Source organism: Paenibacillus sp. FSL L8-0663, from assembly GCF_038008125.1.
GTDB lineage: Bacteria > Bacillota > Bacilli > Paenibacillales > Paenibacillaceae > Paenibacillus > Paenibacillus polymyxa_D.
The window spans coordinates 1555285-1573537 of the sequence record NZ_JBBOYM010000001.1; the positions used below are offsets into that span (position 1 = coordinate 1555285).

19 protein-coding genes are annotated in these 18253 nt (G+C 45.2%); 14 read left to right on the top strand and 5 right to left on the bottom strand.

Annotation, left to right across the window (positions count from 1 at the left end):
• Positions 1 to 43 precede the first annotated feature (43 nt).
• Together MKY75_RS07040 and MKY75_RS07045 are read right to left on the bottom strand one after the other, a co-directional pair.
• The gene (locus MKY75_RS07040) at positions 44 to 625 is read right to left on the bottom strand and encodes a class I SAM-dependent methyltransferase (protein ID WP_029516465.1); all 582 of its coding nucleotides are present in this window, start codon (positions 623 to 625) and stop codon (positions 44 to 46) included.
• Positions 626 to 1579, bottom strand: a complete 954-nt coding sequence (locus tag MKY75_RS07045; protein ID WP_029516466.1) for a TIGR01212 family radical SAM protein — start codon at positions 1577 to 1579, stop codon at positions 626 to 628.
• A 307-nt stretch (positions 1580 to 1886) separates the two neighbouring features.
• On the opposite strand from MKY75_RS07045, the gene MKY75_RS07050 reads away from it, so the two are divergent.
• Both MKY75_RS07050 and trmB read left to right on the top strand, forming a co-directional pair.
• Positions 1887 to 2084 (top strand): hypothetical protein, encoded by a 198-nt coding sequence (locus tag MKY75_RS07050; protein WP_013309373.1) that lies wholly within the window; start codon positions 1887 to 1889, stop codon positions 2082 to 2084.
• Between the two features lie 104 nt (positions 2085 to 2188).
• Complete coding sequence (trmB, locus tag MKY75_RS07055) at positions 2189 to 2902, top strand: tRNA (guanosine(46)-N7)-methyltransferase TrmB (RefSeq protein WP_340884817.1); 714 nt, start codon at positions 2189 to 2191, stop codon at positions 2900 to 2902.
• A gap of 41 nt (positions 2903 to 2943) precedes the next feature.
• Here trmB and MKY75_RS07060 read toward each other — a convergent pair whose 3' ends face one another.
• Positions 2944 to 4077, bottom strand: coding sequence for an MGDG synthase family glycosyltransferase (locus tag MKY75_RS07060; RefSeq protein ID WP_029516468.1), 1134 nt, complete (start codon positions 4075 to 4077; stop codon positions 2944 to 2946).
• Between the two features lie 51 nt (positions 4078 to 4128).
• The gene (locus MKY75_RS07065; protein ID WP_029516469.1) at positions 4129 to 4656 is read right to left on the bottom strand and encodes a phosphatase PAP2 family protein; all 528 of its coding nucleotides are present in this window, start codon (positions 4654 to 4656) and stop codon (positions 4129 to 4131) included.
• A 610-nt stretch (positions 4657 to 5266) separates the two neighbouring features.
• Between MKY75_RS07065 and MKY75_RS07070 the strand changes: the two genes are divergently transcribed.
• The 9 genes from MKY75_RS07070 to MKY75_RS07110 all read left to right on the top strand — a co-directional run bounded on the left by MKY75_RS07070 (position 5267) and on the right by MKY75_RS07110 (position 13682).
• Positions 5267 to 6505, top strand: a complete 1239-nt coding sequence (locus tag MKY75_RS07070; RefSeq protein WP_029516470.1) for a glycosyltransferase family 2 protein — start codon at positions 5267 to 5269, stop codon at positions 6503 to 6505.
• A gap of 309 nt (positions 6506 to 6814) precedes the next feature.
• Positions 6815 to 7312: a translation initiation factor IF-3 gene (infC, locus tag MKY75_RS07075; RefSeq protein ID WP_010349250.1), complete on the top strand. Its 498-nt coding sequence runs from the start codon at positions 6815 to 6817 to the stop codon at positions 7310 to 7312.
• 20 nt (positions 7313 to 7332) lie between these two features.
• Positions 7333 to 7533 (top strand): 50S ribosomal protein L35, encoded by a 201-nt coding sequence (gene rpmI, locus MKY75_RS07080; RefSeq protein WP_013309379.1) that lies wholly within the window; start codon positions 7333 to 7335, stop codon positions 7531 to 7533.
• Positions 7534 to 7584: 51 nt separating this feature from the next.
• Positions 7585 to 7944: a 50S ribosomal protein L20 gene (gene rplT, locus MKY75_RS07085; RefSeq protein WP_007429517.1), complete on the top strand. Its 360-nt coding sequence runs from the start codon at positions 7585 to 7587 to the stop codon at positions 7942 to 7944.
• A 378-nt stretch (positions 7945 to 8322) separates the two neighbouring features.
• Positions 8323 to 9360, top strand: coding sequence for a BMP family lipoprotein (locus tag MKY75_RS07090; RefSeq protein WP_165145041.1), 1038 nt, complete (start codon positions 8323 to 8325; stop codon positions 9358 to 9360).
• A gap of 141 nt (positions 9361 to 9501) precedes the next feature.
• Positions 9502 to 11040 (top strand): ABC transporter ATP-binding protein, encoded by a 1539-nt coding sequence (locus MKY75_RS07095; RefSeq protein ID WP_029516472.1) that lies wholly within the window; start codon positions 9502 to 9504, stop codon positions 11038 to 11040.
• A complete protein-coding gene (locus MKY75_RS07100; protein WP_069012850.1) occupies positions 11033 to 12112 on the top strand; it encodes an ABC transporter permease in 1080 nt (359 codons plus the stop codon). Before MKY75_RS07095 ends, MKY75_RS07100 begins: the two co-directional genes overlap by 8 nt.
• A gap of 1 nt (position 12113) precedes the next feature.
• Positions 12114 to 13073, top strand: coding sequence for an ABC transporter permease (locus MKY75_RS07105; protein ID WP_340884820.1), 960 nt, complete (start codon positions 12114 to 12116; stop codon positions 13071 to 13073).
• A 261-nt stretch (positions 13074 to 13334) separates the two neighbouring features.
• Complete coding sequence (locus MKY75_RS07110; protein WP_023987757.1) at positions 13335 to 13682, top strand: hypothetical protein; 348 nt, start codon at positions 13335 to 13337, stop codon at positions 13680 to 13682.
• 34 nt (positions 13683 to 13716) lie between these two features.
• On the opposite strand, the gene MKY75_RS07115 is transcribed toward MKY75_RS07110, so the two are convergent.
• Positions 13717 to 14157 carry a GNAT family N-acetyltransferase gene (locus tag MKY75_RS07115; protein ID WP_029516474.1) on the bottom strand — a complete coding sequence of 147 codons (441 nt, stop codon included), beginning with the start codon at positions 14155 to 14157 and terminating at the stop codon, positions 13717 to 13719.
• Positions 14158 to 14770: 613 nt separating this feature from the next.
• Between MKY75_RS07115 and ilvB the strand changes: the two genes are divergently transcribed.
• From ilvB to ilvC, 3 genes are all read left to right on the top strand, one after another.
• On the top strand, positions 14771 to 16516 hold the full coding sequence (gene ilvB / locus MKY75_RS07120) for a biosynthetic-type acetolactate synthase large subunit (protein WP_029516475.1): 1746 nt from the start codon (positions 14771 to 14773) through the stop codon (positions 16514 to 16516).
• A 1-nt stretch (position 16517) separates the two neighbouring features.
• The gene (gene ilvN, locus MKY75_RS07125) at positions 16518 to 17003 is read left to right on the top strand and encodes an acetolactate synthase small subunit (RefSeq protein ID WP_023987760.1); all 486 of its coding nucleotides are present in this window, start codon (positions 16518 to 16520) and stop codon (positions 17001 to 17003) included.
• Positions 17004 to 17166: 163 nt separating this feature from the next.
• Positions 17167 to 18159 (top strand): ketol-acid reductoisomerase, encoded by a 993-nt coding sequence (gene ilvC, locus MKY75_RS07130; protein WP_013309387.1) that lies wholly within the window; start codon positions 17167 to 17169, stop codon positions 18157 to 18159.
• Positions 18160 to 18253: the final 94 nt, after the last annotated feature.

Genomic DNA, 18253 nt, shown 5'->3' on the forward strand with positions numbered 1-18253 from the left:
GCGGCTAAAAAAGCCGCTCATAACCTGAGTTTAAAATCCGACATTATTTCTTCTCAACTGCCACTACGTAAGGTGAAGCGGCTCGTTGTAATTGACGATAAATAATGCTTTGACCGCTGGAGACCGGGAGAGCAGAAGCCCATTGAAGAACGGCATCTGCTTCTTCACTTCCTCCAGCATGCCCTGGATAGAGTACGGCAGTCAGAATGCCGCGTGGTCGCAGCAATTGTAAGGCAGCATCCAGTGCGACGAGCGTACTATGCGTATGCGTGATGACCGTAGGATCGGCGCCTTCGGATGGCAAGTAGCCGAGGTTAAACATGACCGCAGCGACTTTGCCATGCAGCATGTCCGGAACGGCCTCCCGCATTTGCTCATGACCTTGTAGTAGTAGCGATACTTCTGCTAATGAAGGTGAAGCGTTTTCTTCCAGTCGACGACGGGCGCAATGCAGTGCTTCTTGCTGGATGTCAAAGCCATAGACACGGCCCCGTTTGCCAGCAGCTTTTGCCAGAAATAACGTATCTGCTCCTGTACCGACGGTAGCGTCTATAGCAGTATCGCCTGGCTGCACCCGCGTAGCCACCAATTGATGAGCGTAGCTCAGGACGGATAGGAATCCCATTTAAGGTTGCCTCCAGTATTTTCCCTGCCACGTTTCGCGTGACTTCAGTTCATGATCAATGGCATTGAGCACTTCCCATTTTTTGAGCGACCACATGGGTCCCACTAGCAAATCGCGTGGGGCATCTCCGGTTAACCGATGAACAATCATTTCGGGAGGTAAAAACTCCAGCGTATCAACAATCAGCTTCACGTATTCGTCCTTTTCCAGAAAGCGTAGCAATCCCGCTTCATACTGCTTGACCATAGGCGTTTTGCGCATGAGATGCAGCAGGTGGATTTTGATGCCCTGCACATCCATAGCCGCTACTGCACGTCCCGTATCAAGCATCATTTCATGCGTCTCTTGGGGCAGACCATAAATAATGTGGGCGCACACGCGGATATTCCGCTTGCGCAACTTTTCCACCGCCTCCAGATAGCATTGAGTATCATGAGCGCGGTTAATCAGCTCTGAGGTCGATTCATGGACGGTTTGCAGACCCATTTCGACCCACAGGTACGTGCGTTCGTTTAGCTCGGCAAGGTAATCCACTACATCGTCAGGCAGGCAATCAGGACGTGTAGCGATGGACAGACCGACAACGCCGGGCTGCTCCAGAATTACCTCAAAGTATTCTCGCAGTTCCTCAACCGGGGCATACGTATTCGTGTAGGCTTGGAAATAGCCAATATATTTGGCGTTTGGCCATTTTAGATGCTGTCGATCCCGAATCGTATTAAACTGGGTGACCAGATCATCACGACGACGCCCGGCAAAATCACCCGATCCGCGTGCGCTACAAAAGGTGCAGCCCCCTTTAGCGATGGAGCCATCGCGATTCGGACAGGTAAAACCCGCATCTAGCATGACTTTGAACACTTTATTTTGAAATTGCTCACGCATTTCGTAATTCCAAGTGTGGAACCGTTTATCTCCCCACAGGAGAGGAGCAGGCAATAAATCTGTTTTCATGGGTGTACTCCTTTTTTTACGATCACCCTATTGTAACAAAAATTAGTCTTCATTGGGAATCATTTGACCGAACAAGTCAATAAAATGTGCGGATTTCACGGCGTTGCGGATTGAAAAAGGTTACACAATATGTTATATTGTAAGCGGTACCAGACATACAATAAAAGGACTGTTTTCGATCCTGAAGATAAAAGTTATCCCGTTGCTAATGATTATTCTTCAGGGAGGCAGCTATGCTGTTTCTAACGCCTGTTTTAGGGTAAGTGCACGTCGGTTCCATCACAAATAACCCGTGAGGTGATCTTTTATGAATGCGCAGGATAAGACGCGTATGGATAAAGTTACTGTTGAGTTAACCTTTGATGAGGCGTTGGCATTGACTGGTGTCCGTTTTGGGCAGGATCGTCAGATTGGAACGACCGCACGTCAAAAAATCAGAGCGGCTTGCCAAAAGACAATTGATTTTTCACCTGCTGATGGGGTAGACTATGAACAATTAAATTAGTTGGACCCCAATCCAAATATATTGAAAAAGGAATTTCATTTCCGTATCTTCAAGCGGGGGTGAAATTCCTTTTTCCTTGATAACAGAGTATATGGAGGAGTAACATGCGTTTACGCGGAAGAAAAGGAATACGGGAAAGTCTGGAAGAACAGCAGGATCTAGTCATCTTGGAGCCGGCACAGTATAAGGGGAAATGGCAACAGCTTTTTGGTAATGATCGTCCCATTCATGTAGAGTTCGGTATGGGTAAAGGGCAATTTATAAGCCAAATGAGCTTCCGGAATCCAGAGGTTAACTATATTGGCTTTGATATGTATGATGAGCTGGTTCGCCGTGCAACAGAAAAGTCCCGTCTGGCCTGGAGTAATTCAGAGGTTGATACGCCGCCTAATATTAAATTGGCACTGGCAAACATTGAACAGATCGAGAATGTTTTTGAACCAGGAGAAATTGAACGCATTTATCTAAATTTTAGTGATCCTTGGCCTAAAGCCAAGCATGCACGTCGTCGTTTGACGCATCCGCGTTTTTTGGACAAGTACCGTCAGCTTTTGAACAGAAAAGGACAAATTCATTTTAAGACTGATTCGGAGACACTATTTGAGTTTTCTTTGAATTCGTTTGCCGATAGCGGTTTACAAATGACGAATATTTCGTTAAACCTTCATCGTGAGGGGATCAACGAGGAGCATGTCATGACGGAATATGAACAAAAGTTCATGGGCAAGGGTATGAATATTCATCGAGTCGAAGTGCTGATCGGCCAAGATGCTTTGGAAGAGTACGGAAAAACACGCCTTGAAAAGTACGGGAAATAAAAAAAAGATCAAATGGATAAAATAAGACAGGGTGCTTCCTTTTAGGAAAGCACCCTGTTCGGTTCCAGTATATCCAAAATACTCTGTGCGCTCTGAAGAGGATAATATCGCGCTACATTGTGGACGTGCTCCTGTCGTTTGCGGACGATTTCTGGAAAATCGTGTAGCAGTCGGTTCATCCATTTCACGACAACATCCAGCGAAGTAATCGGTTCTCCGTAGCCTTGAGCCGTAAAGTATTGACAATTTTCCTCCTCCTGTCCAGGGAGAGGTTTGTGAAACAGCATCGGAATCCCTTTAGCCAATCCCTCGGTGCATGTCATTCCGCCGGGTTTGGTGATGAGCAGATTCGATACCTCCATTAATTTGTCGATTTCCCGTGTAAATCCGAAGATATGAATATTTGGATGATTAAACCTGGGATCTAATTGCATTTTACGACGAATTTTATCATTATGCCCCAAACAAAAAATAAATTGAATGTTCTCTCTCCACTGAGTAAGCGAACGATGTATAACTTCGTCATTCATAAGGCCCCAGCCGCCACCCATAACGAGTACGGTCGGGATGGGTTTAAGTCCAAATTGTTCTCTAATTTCATCGTGCCCAGGATGTTCCCAAAAATTTGGATGAACGGGAATACCGGTCACCTGGATTTTCGAGACGGGTACTCCGCGTGCTCGCAGCTTACGCATGACTTCAGGCGTAGATACAAAGTACCGGTCAACCTCGGGACTAATCCATGTTCCATGTGCATCGTAGTCTGTAATAACAGTACAAAGCGGAACATGTAAACCTAAGCGCTTCAAACGTGAAATTACCGCGCTTGGGATGGGATGAGTACATACCACCAAATCGGGACGAAGCTGCCGGAGAATGTTTCGGGTCTGCGTGTAGAACAGACGGTGCAAAGCGAGCGTTGTAAGACGGTTTAATGATTTTTTGTACTGATGACGGTAAACCAATCCGACTAGGCGAGGCTGCGATACGACAGTCTTCTTGTATGCTGTAATAATAAGGGGGGCCATTCTTGGATTCAAAAAACTCCCCAGCTCCAGCACTCTTGTCTGCACATTCGGAGAAAGCTTCCGCAAACTGCTTGAGAGCGCGTAGGCAGCTTGAGTATGTCCGGCACCGAAACCTTCCGATAATAATAACACTCGTTTTTTAGCCACTCTCATTTCACCTGTTCCTGCTGGGATGTTCTCAATCATACCATATCGGCTTTAAGGCCAGAATGCAACCGTTCCTATTGCTGCAGACGTTCCGATCACCGCTCCTGCAAGTACATCCGTTGGGTAGTGGAGACCTAGATAAATCCGAGAAAAACCTACAATTGTCGCTACAGGCAACAGCAGCAGTGTTAGCATCGGTGACTGTAGCATAAAAGGCACGGTAGCTGAAAAAATAGCGGTCGTGTGCCCTGAGGGAAAAGAATGGTCCGACAAGGGGTTGCGGAATGTATTTGTACCTGGTAGCGCTAAATACGGGCGAATCCGCGGGTACAGCTTTTTAACGATAGCTACGGGGATGTGACTGACCCCAAGAGCGATGGCTCCCTTCATACCGGAATCTTTCCACGGGTTCGGAGCGAGCCACCAAATAAGGAGTGTGGAGGCTATAGTAAAGGTAGCCCCGCCTAAATGTGTGAGATAATAAAGCCAGAAGTTCAAAAAACGGTTGTGTAAGCGTCCGTTGATCCATTTGAACAACTGCTGCTCCAGACTTACAAGTTTTACGACTAGACGTTGCATTTGGTTTCCTCCGGTTGCCGGTTCAGGTCAGTCGGCAAATATTTTGAGTCATTTTGACATAATCAGACCATAAGTAATTATTCTCTTGCTCTCATCATATTTTTAAACGCTGTTCATTTCAAGAATCACTAAATATTCATAACTTACTTGGTTCAATTCTACACAAAAATGTTAATGGAATATAAGCTGTATTGTATAACTTTCTTTGCGTTCATCCGTCTAATAAGATAGAGTGTTTAGAAGTGGTTGCTAATTGGCCCACAAAAAGGAGGGACCAAAGAAATAAAAAGTTAGCAAATGGATGAAAATAAGACCTAAACGTCATGAATGAGAAGTCCAGCGCTGCATTCCCGGTTTAAACGGGAGTTTGTTGTGTTTTTTTGCTGCTGAGACCGGTTTAAGGGCTTTGACAAAAGATTGAAAACCAACGAAAATCGTAATGGCGTTCCTGTGTCAGCCAAAAGGAGGCTGCGCACAGCCAATGAAGAAAGCAAGGGTCGGGTCAAAAACTACAGAAAAGGCGCGAAAAGCGCCGCAACTTGCGCTACACAGATAGAAAACAAACAAACGCAAGATTTTAAGGGGTATAAAAAGGGGGTAACAAGAGATCATGTTAGACGCTATTTTTGTGACGCTCCAGGTCATACTGGCGGTGATCGCAGTCTATCAGTTTGCATTCTCCTTGTTCGGATTGGTTCGGAAGAAAAGGAAAGAGCACGCGGCTCCAGAAAAATCATTTGCCATTTTAGTCGCTGCCCACAATGAAGAACAGGTTGTCGGAGCATTGATGGAAAATTTGAAGCAACTTGATTATCCGAAGGAACTTTACGATGTGTTCGTAATCTGTGATAACTGCACAGATAAGACTGCGGACATCGTTCGCGCTCACGGCATGAATGCTTGTGAACGTACGAATCCGAATCTGCGTGGTAAAGGCTACGCTATTGAGTGGATGCTCAAGGAATTATGGGCTATGCCACGCCAATATGATGCCATCGTCATGTTTGATGCTGACAATTTGGCGCATACCAATTTCTTGAGTGAAATGAACAATGATCTGTGTACAGGTGCCCGTGTTATCCAGGGGTACATTGATACTAAGAATCCTGAGGATTCTTGGATTACAGCGGCATACGGGGTATCTTATTGGTACATCAACCGTTTGTGGCAGCTGTCACGTCACAATCTGAACATGGCTAATTTCCTCGGTGGTACAGGCATGTGCTTTGAAACAAATCTGCTTAAGGAAATGGGCTGGGGTGCGACAAGTCTCGTAGAGGATTTGGAATTCACCATGCGCTGCACGCAGTGCAACGTATATCCAAGATTTAATTACGATGCCAAGGTATATGATGAAAAGCCGTTGACGTTCAAAGCCTCCTCCAGACAGCGTCTGCGCTGGATGCAAGGTCATTTCACGGTTGCTCGTCGTTATTTCTTCCCGTTGCTGTGGCAAAGTATCAAGCATAGAAGCCTGATTAAATTCGATATGGCTCTTTATGGTCTGAACGTGTATATCGTACTGCTCACCTTCTTGATGACAGTAGCTATGTGGATAGATATCGCCTTCTTTGGTGGACCTAATATCGAGAACATCTATGTACAGTTGCCAGCTTGGACCGGTGTTATAGCTATTGGTTTGAATGTTGCTACTTTTGTGCTCGCAATGATTTTGGAAAAGGTCACATTCAAAAAAGTATATCTGTACTTATTGCTGTTCCCGGTCTATGCGATATCGTGGTATCCGATTACGGTCTATGCGTTCTTCACGCAGAACAACAAGCAATGGAGCCATACCCAGCATACGCGTGTCGTTCGCCTAGAAGAGGTGCAGAGCAAGCAAGGGTAATTAGACGGTAGAGTAGAACTAGAGATCGGTGTCATCAATTTTTATTAAAGTGTTGACACCTCGATTGCACCGTGATAAGATATTTGAGTATGTTAATTGAAAAGTATGGATTAACAAGTAGAAGGTCCGACTTCTCACCTGTCCGGTATTGCCGGCTGGTCATGATCCAATGATTTGTGAATTGAACTTTCATGATGAATTGAGTATCAGACAGGGATGTCGGCTGTGTAGTCGTCATCCCTTTTTTGTGCTTAAACACAATACAACAATAACAGGTTCTGGAGGTGGAGGGTTATTAGTAAGGAACATATGATCAATGATGAGATTCGAGTGAGAGAAGTACGTCTAGTTGGTGCGAACGGTGAACAAATCGGGATTAAACCGACGCGTGAAGCTTTGCAAATGGCGATTGACGCAAACTTGGATCTCGTGAACGTGGCGCCTCAAGCGAAGCCGCCCGTGTGTCGGATTATGGATTACGGAAAATTCCGCTATGAGCAACAGAAGAAAGAAAAGGAAGCCCGTAAAAACCAGAAGATCGTTGACATCAAAGAGGTATGGTTCCGTTCCAACATCGAGGAACATGACTACCAAACCAAGTTTCGCAATGTGGTGAAGTTCCTGAATGAAGGGGACAAGGTGAAATGCTCCGTTCGTTTCCGCGGTCGTGAAATTACTCATGCTAACGTGGGTCAAAAAATTCTTGAACGTGTGAAATTGGAAGTTGCTGATCTTTGTACCGTGGAGCGCCAACCCAAGCTCGAAGGACGCAGCATGATTATGATATTGGCTCCAAAGAGTCAATGACAAATTAAGGAGGAAGTTCAATGCCTAAAATGAAAACACATAGCAGCCTTAAAGGCCGCTTCAAAATTACCGGTACTGGTAAAGTAATGCGTTACAAAGCTTACAAAAACCACTTGCTTTCCCACAAATCCAAACGTGCAAAACGCGTTCTGGGTACTAACCCTGAGATGGCACCTGGGGACGTTAAGCGTCTGAAACAAGGTCTTGCTAACCTGAAATAGCACAGCACGGCAATGAAGAAAGTATAAACATTATTTGGGAGGTCATTTGATATGGCAAGAGTAAAGGGCGGATTCGTCGTTCGTCGTCGTCATAAAAAAGTATTGAAGCTTGCTAAAGGTTATTTTGGTTCCAAACACCGCATTTTTAAAACAGCTAACGAGCAGGTAATGAAATCGCTTGTTTACGCATACCGTGACCGTCGTCAGACGAAACGTAACTTCCGCAGACTGTGGATCGTGCGTATCAACGCAGCAGCTCGTTTGAACGGTTTGTCTTACAGCAAATTGATGCACGGCCTGAAATTGGCTGGTGTGGACATTAACCGCAAAATCTTGGCTGATCTTGCAGTCAATGATATTAATGCATTCAACTCTTTGGCAACTGTTGCTAAAGGCAAAATCAACGCTTAATTATTCATAATGAAGGCGTGGAAACCACGAAAGTGGTAAAGAGGTATCCCAAGCAGTACGCTGTGTAGGGATGCCTTTTTTTGTACATACTCAATGGTACGGAAAAGACTTTGTTTTCTCCAAAATACGAATAAATATGACGTAGGATGGAAGAATGTATGTTTTTTTTAAGATTGTAGCGCTTACATTGTTGAGGTTTTAAAAAAAATTGACCCAAGGTTATTAATTGTCTAGATTTTAGCCGATCATAATTGTATAATCTCTAAAGTAAGTCTTCTGTACGATCTGTCTCGTCAGTAAATGACATGCATGAGCATGTACATGTTCAAAGAAAAGAGACAGTCCAGGGATCTAACACTAAGGGGGAACAGTATCAGCATGAAGAAAATGTTCAGTATGTCTTTGGTTATGCTGCTGGCGATCTCGGTCATTCTCGCAGGCTGCGGTAACAAAAATCAAGGTGCGTCCAACGCAAATGGTGGAGACACAGGTGGTTCTGCCAAAACATCGAATGTCCAAATCGGCATGGTTACAGATGTGGGTGGAGTAAACGACAAATCGTTTAACCAATCTGCTTGGGAGGCACTACAAGCCACTGAGAAAGAATCAGGCGTTAAAGTTAAATACCTGCAAAGTAAATCCGATCAAGATTATATTCCTAACCTGAACCAATTTGTTAAGGGTGATTTTAACCTGACTTGGGGAATCGGTTTTAATCTGGCGAATGCGATTGGACAAGTAGCGAAAGACAACCCGAGCAAGAATTTGGCGATCATTGACAGTGTCGTGGATGCGCCTAACGTAAAATCGGTTGTTTTTGCTGAAAATGAAGGTTCCTTCTTGGTGGGGGTTGTAGCTGGTAAGCTTACTAAAACAAACAAAATTGGTTTTGTGGGTGGACAAGATAGCCCGTTGATCAAACGTTTTGAAAAAGGATTCGAAGCAGGAATTAAAGCTGTAAATCCAAATGCAAAATTGGAAGTTAACTACACAGGTGCATTTGATAAGCCGGATCTGGGTAAAGCAGCGGCTGCGACGATCTATAACAGCGGTGCAGATATTATTTTCCATGCAGCTGGCGGATCTGGTACAGGTGTATTTAACGAAGCACTCGCACGTAAGCAACAAGGTCAGCAAGTATGGGTTATTGGTGTGGATAAAGACCAATCGCTTGAATTTGGTGACGACGTAACATTGACTTCGATGGTAAAACGTGTAGATGAAGCTGTAAAACGCGTATCTAAAGAAGTAATTGACGGTAAATTTAAGGGCGGTGTCGAAACACTGGCTCTGAAGGATAATGGCATTGGTTTGGCAGACACTTCAACGAAAAACGTACCTAAAGACGTGCTTGATATTGTAGAACAATACAAGCAAAAAATTATTAAGGGCGAAATTACAGTTCCTTCGAAATAAGTTTTGGATTGAAGAATATAGAGGTGGCGACAAGGCTGGTTCATAAGACTAGCCTTGTTCTTACGTCTGGAGTTATATGGATTATAACGGGCAAAATCAGCTCATTGGAGCACATACTATAAAGTGTATAAGGGTGATCTCATGGATGCAGCGACCCCCGTCGTTGAGTTAAAGCAAATTACAAAACGATTCCCCGGCATCGTTGCCAACGACTCCATCAGCATCAAGCTGCATAAGGGAGAAATTCATGCCCTTTTGGGTGAGAATGGCGCGGGTAAATCTACGCTTATGAATATTCTTTTCGGACTGTATCAGCCGGATGAAGGGACCATTGAAATCGGAGGTAAACCTGTACAGATTGATAGTCCAAATAAGGCGATTGATCTGGGGATTGGCATGGTGCATCAGCATTTTAAACTCGTACAGCCGTTTACCGTTACCGAAAATATTGTCCTGGGCTCGGAGCCACGTAAGGGTCTGAAAATCAATTATAAAAAGGCTGCCGCAGAAGTACAGCGGTTGTCTGAGCAGTACGGCCTTCAGGTGAATCCGAATGCCAAAATTGAGGATATATCTGTGGGTATGCAGCAACGTGTAGAAATTATTAAAACGCTTTATCGCGGTGCAGATATTCTGATTTTCGATGAGCCTACAGCTGTACTGACACCACAGGAGATCACTGAGTTGCTGGACATTATGAAACGTTTGGTGGCTGAAGGCAAATCAATTATTCTTATTACTCATAAACTTAAAGAAATCATGCAAATTGCAGATACCGTTACGATCATTCGCCGAGGTCAGGTTATTGATACGGTCAAGACGTCTGAAACAACACCAAATGAGCTGGCTGAGAAAATGGTGGGCCGTCGTGTGTCCTTTAAAGTGGACAAGCAGCTTGCGCAACCAGGACAAACGGTATTGGAAATGAACAATGTAATTTCTAAAAACAAGGATGGTATTCATGTTCTAAATGAGTTGAACCTGCAGGTCAAGGCGGGCGAGATTTTGGGGATTGCCGGAGTAGATGGTAATGGACAGAGTGAGCTGATCGAAGCTTTGACAGGCTTACGCAAGGTGGATGGCGGGAGCATTCGTTTGCTCGGACAAGAGGTGGCCAATCAGTCACCACGCAAAATTTCAGAGGCAGGCGTTTCACATATACCAGAGGACCGTCATAAGCATGGGTTGGTGCTGGATTTTTCTATGAGTGAAAATATGGTGCTGGAGACGTATTACCAGGCGCCTTACAGTAAAAATGGCTTCTTGAACAAAGATGCTATAGAGAAACAGGCTAAAAGTCTCATCGAAAAGTTTGATGTTAGAACACCGGATATTCACACGAAGGCAAGAGCATTATCTGGTGGGAACCAGCAGAAGGCTATCATTGCACGTGAAATTGATAAAAATCCGGACCTTCTCATTGCAGCACAGCCTACACGCGGTCTGGATGTTGGAGCTATTGAATTTGTCCAGAAACAACTGATTGCGCAGAGGGACCAAGGTAAAGCTGTGTTGCTCATATCTTTTGAACTGGACGAGATTATGAATGTATCCGACCGAATTGCTGTCATATATGAGGGCAAGATTGTCGGGGAAGTGCTGCCAGAAGAAACGAATGACCAGGAACTGGGGCTGATGATGGCAGGAAGTGCAGTGAAGAAAGGAGTAGAGAATGGCTAATCTATTGAAAATATTCACAAAAGACTCCTTTGTACTGGCGCTGGTCTCTATTATTTTGGGTCTCCTTCTGGGTGCTATCGTGATGCTGATTGGCGGGTATGACCCTATTGTGGCCTATTCTGCTTTGTTTAGCCGTGTATACGGAGATTCTTATAACTTTGGAGAGGCTATCCGCGAGATGACTCCGCTGATTTTGACGGGGTTGGCATTTGCTTTTGCGGCCCGCGCCGGATTGTTTAATATTGGTGGCGAAGGTCAGTTTCTGGTAGGTATGACAGCTGCTTCGATTGTGGGCATTAAACTCCATGGGTTGCCAGCTATCATTCATGCACCTTTGGCTGTGATTGCAGGCGCAGTTTTCGGAGGCCTGTGGGCTGCGATTGCTGGCTATTTGAAGGCCAAACGAGGCGTGAATGAAGTTATTACATGTATTATGATGAACTGGATCGGCCTGTATTTGGCTAATTTGGTGATCAATCAGTTCGCACTTATGGAAGGTGAGAATCGTTCTGTGGATATTCAGCCTTCTGCTTCAATTTCCATCGAATGGCTGTCCCAGATGATGGGGAATGCTCGGGTACATTGGGGTACGGTTATTGCTGTGCTGGCAGCAGTCTTTTTCTACATTTTTATGTGGAAAACAAAGCAGGGCTATGAGCTGCGGGCTGTCGGATTTAATCAGGATGCATCCCGTTATGCAGGTATGAATGTAAATCGTAATATTATAAAAGCGATGTTCATTAGTGGAGTTTTTGCCGGATTAGCAGGGGCCTTTGAAGTGCTGGGAGTATTCCATTACCAATCTGTCATGGCAGGATCACCGGGAACCGGTTTTGACGGTATCGCCGTAGCTCTGATTGGGATGAATAACCCATTTGGTGTGCTGCTCGGTTCTGTTTTGTTCGGAACGCTTACGTATGGTTCTGCGGGGATGAGCTTTAGCGCAGATGTACCGCCCGAAATTATCCGGGTTGTCATTGGCTCGATTATTTTCTTCATTGCGGCCCAAGGTATTGTACGTTGGGTTGTGAAGCCGCTCTACTCCAAGCGGAAGAAAGAGAAGGTGTTGTAAAATGAGTTGGTTAACACTTGGTGAATTAATCCATACAACGCTCGTTTTTGCGACGGCGATTATTTTTGCGTCTCTCGGCGGGGTTTTTTCAGAAAAATCCGGTGTGACGAACCTCGGATTGGAAGGACTTATGGTATTTGGAGCGTTTGCAGCGGGTGTTGGCGGATTTTATGCCGAGCAAGCTGGACTAGGAGGCACCTCTGCGGCTTGGGTAGGTGTGCTGTCAGCTGCGGTGTTCGGTATTCTGGTTTCGCTAATTCATGCTGTAGCCTCTATTACCTTTAAAGCTGATCAGGTAATAAGTGGTATAGTTATTAATTTTCTGGCAGCAGGTAGTACACTGTATATGGTCAAGCTTTTATTTGAGGGTGATGGTGACACCGGTCGGATTCAGGGTTTCAACGAAATATCCATCCCTTACCTTGTGGATATCCCGATTGCAGGAAAAGCCTTTTTCCAAGCTTACCCAACGACATATCTAGCTATTCTATTGGTTGTTATTGGATATTTCACCTTGTATAAAACACCGTTTGGCTTGCGTTTGCGTTCCGTTGGGGAGCATCCAGGAGCGGCCGATACCGTGGGAATTAAAGTAAATCGTCTTCGTTATATTGGTGTGATGATTAGTGGGGCGTTGGCTGGGATTGGTGGAGCTACAATCACTCTGACTACAACCAACATGTTCTCACACAATACAGTTTCGGGGCAGGGATATATTGCTATTGCCGCTATGATTTTCGGTAAATGGAATCCGCTCGGTGCTTTTGGCGCAGCAGTGTTTTTTGGTTTTTCACAAGCCATTCGCAACTATGTGCAGCTGTTCGCATGGTCACAAAGTATTCCCCAGGAAATTATTTTTATGTTGCCGTATCTCCTGACGATTATTGTACTGGTAGCGGCTGTCGGACGTTCACGCGCTCCGGCCGCTTTGGGTCAACTTTATGATCCAAGCAAGCGTTAAACTTATAAACAACTGATGCTGTATGTTTTGCAAAATGTACATGGGTGTATAAAAAATCTGGTATCTGCATATGCAGGTATCAGATTTTTTTATATTGTGCAGGCATTTAAACATACGCTACTGGCATGAATGGAATAGACTGTGCTATGCAGATTGGACGGGACGCTCGGCCCCTGTCAGCTCCGGTCTATTTTGTGGTGGTGATGAGCTATCAAGGAGCCGTTCAATCTGTCCATCCGTTGAGAAGAAGGAGGAAATACGATGAAACAGGCAGTAACCAGAAAGCAGGTGGAGAAGCTTGTCGGCAAAGTCATCTTTGCTACTCGCAAGGATGGTTCCCAGGTCAGCGGCAAGCTGATTCGCATTTCGGGTAACCGACTGGTTCTTCAACCAAACCGCAAGAAAAAAGTGAACACGAAGGCAATTATTCCTCTGGTGCTGTTTGACTTGCTTGCCATCGGCACAGCTCCATACATTGGTGCCTATGGTGGGGGATATGGTGGCTACGGTCCGGGCTATGGAGGACCAGGATATGGTCCGCAACCAGGCCCGTATACAGACGGGGGATACCCCGGGGTAGGATATCCGTATTACCCTAATTTATTTTAGTCATACAAAATCCTGAGCCCGAAAAAGATACTTTTTACAGTAACTTTTCGAGTTCGTGGCATCGGCTCAAAGCTACGTATCGCAGCATTTGATATTGATGACGCAGATAAAAGTGGATCCCCCTGATATTGTCTTCATCCACCATCACTTTAGCCCGCTTGCAGCGACGCAGTCGTCCGTAGTGTTCGGCATGCTCAAGCAGTTTTTTTCCGTATCGCATACCTTGATGAGCCGAAGAGATTGCGATCAAATCAATGTATAATAGTTCGCCATGCAGCATAACATGAATGAAGCCAACAACCTGTGCATTATCCGGTCTGCAAGCTACAAAAGTGATGCCCCGGTTTAAGCGCCGGGGTAATTCTTTGCGTATTTGTTCCATTTCCTGGGCACTTAAATGTGATAGGGGGACAAGCTCTTGCTCGATTAGACGAAAGATGATGTTGTCATCTTGAGAGCTGCGTTTTCGAATCATAAACGGGCCTCCTTTTCTACCCTTTTAACAAGATAAGACGTGGCTTTGGAGGAGTGTACTGTCTCACCGTGTGGTCTTTTTTATAATATGCGGGTACCTCTTACAAGCGTGCGACTCGGAGGTGCTTCAGAAAAGAAACATAAATTTTTATGAAATATGGGTATTGACTATCCCAGATGGGAGACATATAATGTGTCTAAACATTTGAAAGAATGACATGAACTCAACGGCAATGAAGAGGACGAAGTGATTAGGGCTCTTTTGTTCAGAGAGTGAGGCATTAGCTGCAAGCTTCACCAAAATCCCTTTTTAACGAGCTCACCTTGGAGCTGTTTTCCTGAAAAGTATTTGGGCCCGATGGTATTAACGGCGTACTAAATCACCTATTAGGGAAAATCGTACGGTCTACGTTACAGACGCCAGATATGGAGATCCTTTGTGATTTCTGTACCTGCCAAGGTTCGATATTGCGAAATATCGGGCAAACACGGGTGGTACCACGGAAGCTACAGCCTTTCGTCCCTCAGTAACAGCAAGTCTGTTCTAGGGATGAAAGGTTTTTTTGTTTTTACAAATGTCAGATGTATGTAAATTTTGTAAAGGAGGATGACCAATGAGTGCACAAATTCCTGAAGTTAGGTCAACCAATGAATTACGTGAAAAGTGGATGAAGCCTGAAGTGATTACAGGTTCGGAAATTTTACTCCGTAGCCTGTTGCTGGAGGGAGTAGATTGTGTCTTCGGATATCCTGGTGGTGCAGTGTTATATATCTATGATGCCATGTATGGCTTTAAGGATTTCAAGCATGTCCTCACTCGTCACGAACAAGGAGCTATTCATGCGGCAGATGGTTATGCACGGGCGAGCGGTAAAGTGGGCGTCTGTATTGCGACTTCCGGACCTGGAGCGACAAACCTGGTAACTGGTATTGCGACGGCTTTTATGGATTCGGTGCCGTTGGTGGTCATCACGGGTAACGTTGTATCTTCCCTGATCGGTACGGATGCTTTCCAGGAAGCCGATATTACGGGGATTACAATGCCGATTACGAAACATAGCTATCTGGTAAGAGATGTAGAGGATCTACCGCGAATCATCCATGAGGCATTTCATATTGCCAACACAGGGCGCAAGGGACCGGTACTGATTGATATTCCGAAGGATATTTCTGCAGCCCAGACGTTGTTTGTCCCACAAACGGAACCTGTGACCATGCGGGGTTATAACCCGAAAGTGTTGCCCAACAAAATTCAACTAGACAAGCTAACTCAAGCTATTTCCGAAGCAGAACGTCCATTCATTCTGGCAGGTGGAGGAGTTGTATACTCCGGTGGACATGAAGCACTTTACGAGTTTGTTCGTAAAACGGAAATTCCTATCACGACAACATTGCTCGGATTGGGTGGTTTCCCAAGTGGACATGAACTGTGGACGGGGATGCCGGGGATGCATGGAACATACACCTCCAATCAGGCGATTCAACAGTCAGATCTGTTGATCTGTATCGGAGCCCGCTTCGATGATCGGGTAACAGGCAAGTTGGATGGGTTTGCTCCTCAAGCTAAAATCGTCCACATTGATATCGATCCTGCTGAAATTGGAAAAAATGTTGCAGCGGATATTCCTATCGTGGGTGACGTGAAGGCAGTGCTGGAATTGCTGAATCAGGATGTGAAACGTGCGGACCTGGCAGATGCATGGAGAGCGCAAATTCAGCATTGGAAGAATGAGAAACCTTATTCTTATAAGGATTCTGAAACGGTGCTTAAACCACAATGGGTTGTTGAGTTGTTGGATGAAACGACCAAGGGTGGTGCAATCGTAACGACAGACGTGGGACAGCATCAAATGTGGGCAGCGCAGTATTACAAATTCAATCAGCCACGCTCATGGGTCACCTCTGGTGGACTCGGTACGATGGGATTTGGTTTCCCTTCTGCAATCGGTGCTCAAATGGCCAATCCCGACAGATTGGTAATATCGATTAACGGGGACGGCGGTATGCAGATGTGTTCGCAGGAATTAGCCATCTGTGCAATCAATAACATTCCGGTTAAAATCGTAATTATCAACAACCAGGTGCTTGGAATGGTTCGCCAATGGCAGGAATTGATCTATAACAATCGGTATAGTCACATTGACCTGGCGGGAAGTCCGGATTTTGTGAAACTTGCCGAAGCATACGGTGTCAAAGGGCTGCGTGCTACGAATAAGGAAGAGGCACGTCGGGCTTGGCAGGAGGCGCTTGATACACCCGGACCGGTCGTTGTCGAGTTTGTAGTCAGCAAGGAAGAGAACGTATATCCAATGGTGACGCAAGGTTCGACAATTGATCAAATGCTGATGGGGGACGAGTAAAATGACAACAAAAAATACCATTGCTGTACTGGTAAATGATCAACCCGGCGTTTTGCAACGTGTGTCCGGCCTGTTCGGTCGCCGCGGCTTTAACATTGAGAGCATAACTGTGGGACAATCGGAAGAAGTTGGATTATCCCGTATGGTCATTGTGACTGTAGGGGATGAGAACAACCTAGAGCAGATTGAAAAGCAGCTTTACAAGCTGGTTGATGTGATCAAGGTCATCGATCTCAGTTCCAAACCAATGGTAGCCCGGGAATTGGCGATGATAAAGGTAAAGGCAGAACCGCCTCAACGGCCAGAGATTATGGGCGTGGTAGAAACATTCAGAGCAGCTGTAATTGATGTTGGAACGACGAGTTTGATTGTACAGGTCATTGGCGATACAGAAAAAATTGATGCCATGATCGAGTTGTTGAAGCCTTACGGTATTCGGGAGTTGACTCGAACCGGGGTTACAGCTATGATACGTGGCAATGCTTAATATGGAGCTTTAACGAATTACCGCTTATAGCGCATTACATCAATAAAGAACCGCCCGCATAAGAGCGGGGACTCGAAGAGATTTTTAGATGCTAATCACGAGGGAAAGTCTCTTGGAGTACCCGCTCATTATGAAGGGTCCAATTAAAAGGAGGAAATTAACCATGGCAGTTACAACGTACTACGAAAAAGATGCAGAACTCAGCGTATTGAAAGGAAAGACAGTGGCCGTTATTGGTTACGGTAGCCAAGGGCATGCTCAAGCACAAAACTTGCGTGACAGTGGTGTGAATGTTGTTATTGGTTTGCGTGAAGGCAAATCGGCTGATGTCGCAAGAAACGACGGTTTTGAAGTTCTGAACGTAGCTGATGCAACAAGCCGTGCAGATGTGGTTCAAATTTTGTTACCTGATGAAACTCAAGCTTCTGTGTACAAAAATGAAATTGAACCTAACCTGAAAAAAGGCGCAGCTCTTTTGTTCTCCCATGGTTTTAACGTTCATTTTGGACAAATCGTAGCTCCTAAAGATAGCGATGTATTGCTGGTTGCTCCAAAATCCCCAGGACATATGGTACGTCGTACTTATGTAGAAGGGTTTGGAGTACCGGGGCTGATCGCAATTGAGCAGGACGCAACGGGTCAGGCCAAAGAAATCGGACTTGCTTACGCAAAAGGCATTGGCTGTACACGTGCGGGCGTAATTGAAACCTCCTTCCGTGAAGAAACGGAGACGGATCTGTTCGGTGAGCAGGCGGTATTGTGTGGCGGCGTGAGCGCACTTGTAAAAGCGGGCTTTGAAACATTGACTGAAGCAGGTTATGCTCCTGAGATGGCATACTTTGAATGTTTGCATGAGCTTAAGCTGATCGTTGACTTGATGTATGAAGGTGGATTGGCAACGATGCGTGATTCCATCAGTAATACAGCGGAATATGGCGATTATGTAACTGGACCACGTGTGGTAACGGAAGATACGAAGAAAGCCATGAAGGATGTGTTGACTGACATTCAACAAGGTAAATTTGCTCGTGACTTCATCCTTGAAAATCAATCTGGACGTGCATTCCTGACGGCTACTCGTCGTAATGAAGCTAACCATCCGATTGAAGTGGTGGGCGGACAATTGCGTGAAATGATGCATTGGATCAAAAAGTAATAATCTTTTGTACTATGAATTCGACTACATGCATTATTTATAAATATTAATTACAATGCGGCCCTGCTTATTGCGTGAGCCGCATTGTAATTTA

What these genes read in the sequence shown, in the direction of transcription:
- MKY75_RS07040 (WP_029516465.1), bottom strand. Translation starts at nt 625, where the DNA reads ATGGGATTCCTATCCGTCCTGAGCTACGCTCATCAATTGGTGGCTACG.
- MKY75_RS07045 (WP_029516466.1), bottom strand. Translation starts at nt 1,579, where the DNA reads ATGAAAACAGATTTATTGCCTGCTCCTCTCCTGTGGGGAGATAAACGG.
- MKY75_RS07050 (WP_013309373.1), top strand. Translation starts at nt 1,887, where the DNA reads ATGAATGCGCAGGATAAGACGCGTATGGATAAAGTTACTGTTGAGTTA.
- trmB (WP_340884817.1), top strand. Translation starts at nt 2,189, where the DNA reads ATGCGTTTACGCGGAAGAAAAGGAATACGGGAAAGTCTGGAAGAACAG.
- MKY75_RS07065 (WP_029516469.1), bottom strand. Translation starts at nt 4,656, where the DNA reads ATGCAACGTCTAGTCGTAAAACTTGTAAGTCTGGAGCAGCAGTTGTTC.
- MKY75_RS07070 (WP_029516470.1), top strand. Translation starts at nt 5,267, where the DNA reads ATGTTAGACGCTATTTTTGTGACGCTCCAGGTCATACTGGCGGTGATC.
- infC (WP_010349250.1), top strand. Translation starts at nt 6,815, where the DNA reads ATGATCAATGATGAGATTCGAGTGAGAGAAGTACGTCTAGTTGGTGCG.
- rpmI (WP_013309379.1), top strand. Translation starts at nt 7,333, where the DNA reads ATGCCTAAAATGAAAACACATAGCAGCCTTAAAGGCCGCTTCAAAATT.
- rplT (WP_007429517.1), top strand. Translation starts at nt 7,585, where the DNA reads ATGGCAAGAGTAAAGGGCGGATTCGTCGTTCGTCGTCGTCATAAAAAA.
- MKY75_RS07090 (WP_165145041.1), top strand. Translation starts at nt 8,323, where the DNA reads ATGAAGAAAATGTTCAGTATGTCTTTGGTTATGCTGCTGGCGATCTCG.
- MKY75_RS07095 (WP_029516472.1), top strand. Translation starts at nt 9,502, where the DNA reads ATGGATGCAGCGACCCCCGTCGTTGAGTTAAAGCAAATTACAAAACGA.
- MKY75_RS07100 (WP_069012850.1), top strand. Translation starts at nt 11,033, where the DNA reads ATGGCTAATCTATTGAAAATATTCACAAAAGACTCCTTTGTACTGGCG.
- MKY75_RS07105 (WP_340884820.1), top strand. Translation starts at nt 12,114, where the DNA reads ATGAGTTGGTTAACACTTGGTGAATTAATCCATACAACGCTCGTTTTT.
- MKY75_RS07110 (WP_023987757.1), top strand. Translation starts at nt 13,335, where the DNA reads ATGAAACAGGCAGTAACCAGAAAGCAGGTGGAGAAGCTTGTCGGCAAA.
- MKY75_RS07115 (WP_029516474.1), bottom strand. Translation starts at nt 14,157, where the DNA reads ATGATTCGAAAACGCAGCTCTCAAGATGACAACATCATCTTTCGTCTA.
- ilvB (WP_029516475.1), top strand. Translation starts at nt 14,771, where the DNA reads ATGAGTGCACAAATTCCTGAAGTTAGGTCAACCAATGAATTACGTGAA.
- ilvN (WP_023987760.1), top strand. Translation starts at nt 16,518, where the DNA reads ATGACAACAAAAAATACCATTGCTGTACTGGTAAATGATCAACCCGGC.
- ilvC (WP_013309387.1), top strand. Translation starts at nt 17,167, where the DNA reads ATGGCAGTTACAACGTACTACGAAAAAGATGCAGAACTCAGCGTATTG.